The sequence below is a fragment of the Stenotrophomonas sp. HMWF003 genome, from assembly GCF_003061285.1.
GTDB classification, from domain to species: Bacteria; Pseudomonadota; Gammaproteobacteria; order Xanthomonadales; family Xanthomonadaceae; genus Stenotrophomonas; species Stenotrophomonas maltophilia_AP.
On the sequence record NZ_QAIW01000362.1, the window covers coordinates 14,553 to 18,590 of the forward strand.

The following is a 4,038-nucleotide window of genomic DNA, read 5'->3' on the forward strand; positions in this document are numbered from 1 at the left end:
TACCGCCACGACACCCGCCCGTCGCGCAATTTCGACCTGCTGCTGGTGTACGCCATCATCGCCAGCGTGCTGGTGGTGATGTTCGACAGCGTGCAGCGCTTCCACATCGCCCATGCCGACTGGCTGTACGTGCTGGAATGGGGCTTCACGATCCTGTTCACCGCCGAGTACCTGCTGCGGCTGGTGGTGGTCAAACGGCCCTTGCGCTACGCGTTCAGCATCTGGGGCATCATCGACCTGGCCTCGATCCTGCCCACCTACCTGTCCCTGTTCATCCCCGGCGCGCAGAGCCTGCTGGTGGTGCGCGCGCTGCGCATCCTGCGGGTGTTCCGCATCCTCAAGCTGACCCGCTACATCGAGGAAAGCGGCGTGCTGATGGAATCGCTGTGGCGCAGCCGGCGCAAGGTGCTGCTGTTCCTGTTCACGGTGGTCACCATCACCATCATCGCCGGCACCCTGATGTACGTCATCGAGGGGCCCAACCACGGGTTCACGAGCATCCCCAGCAGCATGTACTGGGCGGTGGTGACCATGGCCACGGTGGGCTTCGGCGACATCGTGCCGCAGACCGTGCTCGGCCGCTTCGTCACCTCGGTGCTGATCCTGATCGGCTACAGCATCATCGCCGTGCCCACCGGCATCTACACCGCCGAACTGGCCAGCACCATGCGCGAGGCCGACCTGGCCGCGCGGCGTGATGCACGCGGGTGCCCGCACTGCGGGCTGGAAGGCCACGAGCCGGACGCCCGGCATTGCCGCCGGTGCGGCGACGCGTTGCCCGATACCTTCAATCAGTAACGGCGTTCCACCCCGGCACGCGGCGCGCACCGGGGCGGATCGCCTGCCGCTTACTGGCGGTTGCTCTGGAACACCAGGCTGTTGTACTCGTTCAACAGGCGCCCGGCCGAGCCCTGCGGGGCGTGCGACGGCGAATCGAGCATGCGCTGTTCGAAGTCGGTGTACGGGGTCTTCTCCGCCACGCGCTTGATGCGCTCCTTGCCCTCGCGACGGAAGTTCTCCGCGGCGGTCTCGAAGCTGTTCCAGTCCATCTTGCCCGGTTCCTGGTCGGCCACCTTGGCGTGCGCTTCGTCGGCGATGGTATTGAAGGCATCCAGTCGGGCACGCCCCTGCACCACGTCGAAGTCATCCTCGGCCATCAGGTCCATCAGCGACTTGGCCTCCATCATGATGGCCAGGCGGTAGTACGTGCGGGTGCGGCCTTCCTGCTTCTCCAGCGCCTGCAGCTGCGCCTGCTGGGCACGGTCGTTCTCGGACTCCAGGGCGGTGCTGAACACGCTGCTGGCCTGCACGAACGCGGCCAGCGCGTCCATCAGCGGCGCATGCATCGCCTTGCCGCGCGCGTAGCCGTCGTCTTCGAAGTCTTCGCGCTTGTAGTAGTCGTACGCCGCATGGGTGAGCGGCTGCAGGGTGTGCAGGCTGTCCAGGTAGGCCTTGGCCGCCTTGTCCAGCTCCGGCAGCGCCGGCGCCGCGGCGATCGCCGTGGGAATGGCCGCATCGCAGGTCTTGAGGTCGTCGGCGTCCAGGTCCGGCGGACCGATCGGGCGTTCTTCGCGACCGGTCGGGCCGGCCTTGGGGTCCTTCATCCAGCTGGTGTAGTACCCGATGCCCTGGTGGATGCCCGAATCGACATCGTTGTAGCAGTCGATGTAGCTGTTGAGCTTGCCGGTGAGCGCCTGCTCGGCCTCTTCGGCCTGGGCGTCCGCCTTGCTGGCCGGGGCGGCGGCGTCCTTGGCAGGCTCGGCGGACTTGTTGCCGCAGGCGGCCAGCGCCAGGGTGATCGACACGGCCAGTACCGCCGTGGAAAGAACGTGTTTCATTGAACGTCTCCGTGTTGTAAACGATTCCAGGGACGCAGTTTACCAACCCGGACCGCACAGGTCTGCGGTCCGGGTTGGCGGTGCGTGCAATGCCGTTGCGCGGGAGCGCTTCACGTTACCGGCATCCTGCCAATGCGGCCCTCAGCGCGCGCCGCTGAACCGCGTCATCCGGTTGGCCATGTCCACCAGGTCGTTGTAGCTGGCCATGACGGCTTCTGCCGAACCCTGCGGCAGGCTCGCGCGGCCACCGCTCTGCAGCAGCATCTGCTCGCCGCGGGTGAGCGGTTTGTTTTCCTGCACGCGTTCGATGCGGCGACCGGCGTCGCGGGCCAGCGCATCAGCCGAACGTTCCACATGACCCCACATCGCATCGCCCTGCCCGACCTTGTCGTTCTGTGCCTGCTGCAACAACGCCTGGAATGCGGCCAGCTCGGTGCGCGCCTGCGCCAGGTCCGGCGCATCGGCGCTGAGCAGCTGGGTCAGCCGCTTGCCGTCGCCCACGATCCTGAGCTGGTAGTACGCCAGCGAGCGGCCTTCGGCGGCCTCGATCTCCTTGAGCTGCGCGGCACGTCGTTCGTCCTCGCGCTTCTCCAGCGCGGCATCCAGTGCGGTGCCGGCGGCGAAGAACGCCGCGTAGGCCTGCATCAGCGGTGCGTGCTGGCTGCGCATGCCGGCGTGGTCATCGCGCAGGTAGTCTTCACGGCTGTAGTAACGGTCGGCCTGCTCGATCAGCGCGTACAGGTCGACAAAGGTCTTCTGATACGCGCGTGCCGCCGGGTCCAGGTCCGGCTCGGCCGGGGTCATGGCCAGTGCCGCCACCATCGGGGCGTTGCACGCATCCACGCGATGGGACAGCACCGTGCCTGGGCCGCGCACCTGGGTTTCCCTGCCCGTGGGGCCGGCGGCGGCGTCCTTCATCCAGCCGGTGTACTCCTGGAAGCCCTGATGGATCGGCTCCTCCACTGCGTTGAAGCAGTTGATGTAGGCATTCACTTTTTCCACGCCCTGCGCATCGGCGGCGGTGGAGGCGCCTTTGCTGCAGGCGCCGAGCAGGCCGGCCACGGCGATGGCCGCGGCCAGGGAGAGACGGGAAACACATTGGGACATGACAGGGATCTGAAACACGGGGGGTGCGCACCTTAACAGCTGCGCGTGCAGCCGCTGTCGACAACGTCACCCCCTACCGCCCGGAACCTTAATCCAGGAACAGATCCGGCAGCAGCGGCCGCGACGGGTCCACCGCATAACCGCTGAGGTCGGTGATACCGGCCGCGGCCAGCACCTCGTCATCGAGCAGGAACTGCCCGCTGAAGCCGGCTGCGTCGCGGGTCAGCACGGCGTGCGCGGCATCGGCCAGGATCTCCGGCGTGCGGCACCCGGCAACATCCACGCCGGGAATCATGTTGATCGCATCGGTGGCGATGATGGTGCGCGGCCACAGCGCATTGACCGCCACGCCCTGCGGACCGAATTCGGCCGCCAGCCCCAGGGTGACGAAGCTCATGCCCATCTTGGCCAGCGTATAACCGGTGTGCGGGCCCCACCATTTCGGATCCAGGCTCGGTGGCGGCGCCAGGGTCAGGATGTGCGGATTGGGCGCCTGCAGCAGGTACGGCAGGCAGGCCTGCGCGCACAGGAAACTGCCGCGCGAATTGACCTGCTGCATCAGGTCGAAGCGCTTCATCGGCGTATCCAGCGTGCCGCGCAGCCAGATCGCGCTGGCGTTGTTGACCAGGATGTCGATGCCGCCGAAGGTGTCCACGGTCGCAGCCACCGCGGCGCGCACCTGGTCTTCCTCGCGGATGTCGCACTTCAGTGCCAGGCCCTGGCCGCCGGCGGCGGTGACTGCCTCGACCGCGCTGTGGATGGTGCCGGGCAGCTTCGGGTTGGGCACCGACGACTTCGCTGCGATCGCCACGTTGGCACCATCGCGCGCCGCGCGCAGGGCGATGGCCAGGCCGATGCCGCGCGAGCCACCGGTGATGAAAATGGTCTTGCCTTGCAGACTGGCCACGTCGAATGCTCCTGCGCATGAATGTCTCGCGCCAGTATGCCGCGCCCACAGAATTTTCACCGCCCCTTGACGATAGTGGCCTCCCGGTTACCGCTGCGAGGTATTTGCCATGCGCCGTTCCCGTTGTCTGTTGCCTGCCCTGGGCCTGCTGCTGCTTGCCGCCTGCCAGAAAGACCCTGCCGAACC

Annotated in this window: 4 protein-coding genes; 1 reads left to right on the top strand and 3 read right to left on the bottom strand. The window is 67.1% G+C overall.

Annotation, left to right across the window (positions count from 1 at the left end; genetic code table 11):
* Nucleotides 1–798, top strand: a 798-nt coding sequence (locus tag DBR34_RS14800; RefSeq protein ID WP_128097360.1) for an ion transporter, incomplete at its 5' end; no start/stop codon positions are given.
* Between the two features lie 50 nt (nucleotides 799–848).
* Here DBR34_RS14800 and DBR34_RS14805 read toward each other — a convergent pair.
* The 3 genes from DBR34_RS14805 to DBR34_RS14815 form a co-directional block, all read right to left on the bottom strand.
* Nucleotides 849–1,838 (bottom strand): YiiG family protein, encoded by a 990-nt coding sequence (locus DBR34_RS14805; protein ID WP_128097356.1) that lies wholly within the window; start codon nucleotides 1,836–1,838, stop codon nucleotides 849–851.
* 141 nt (nucleotides 1,839–1,979) lie between these two features.
* Nucleotides 1,980–2,945, bottom strand: coding sequence for a YiiG family protein (locus tag DBR34_RS14810; protein WP_128097357.1), 966 nt, complete (start codon nucleotides 2,943–2,945; stop codon nucleotides 1,980–1,982).
* An 88-nt stretch (nucleotides 2,946–3,033) separates the two neighbouring features.
* The gene (locus DBR34_RS14815; protein WP_128097358.1) at nucleotides 3,034–3,852 is read right to left on the bottom strand and encodes an NAD(P)-dependent oxidoreductase; all 819 of its coding nucleotides are present in this window, start codon (nucleotides 3,850–3,852) and stop codon (nucleotides 3,034–3,036) included.
* Nucleotides 3,853–4,038: the final 186 nt, after the last annotated feature.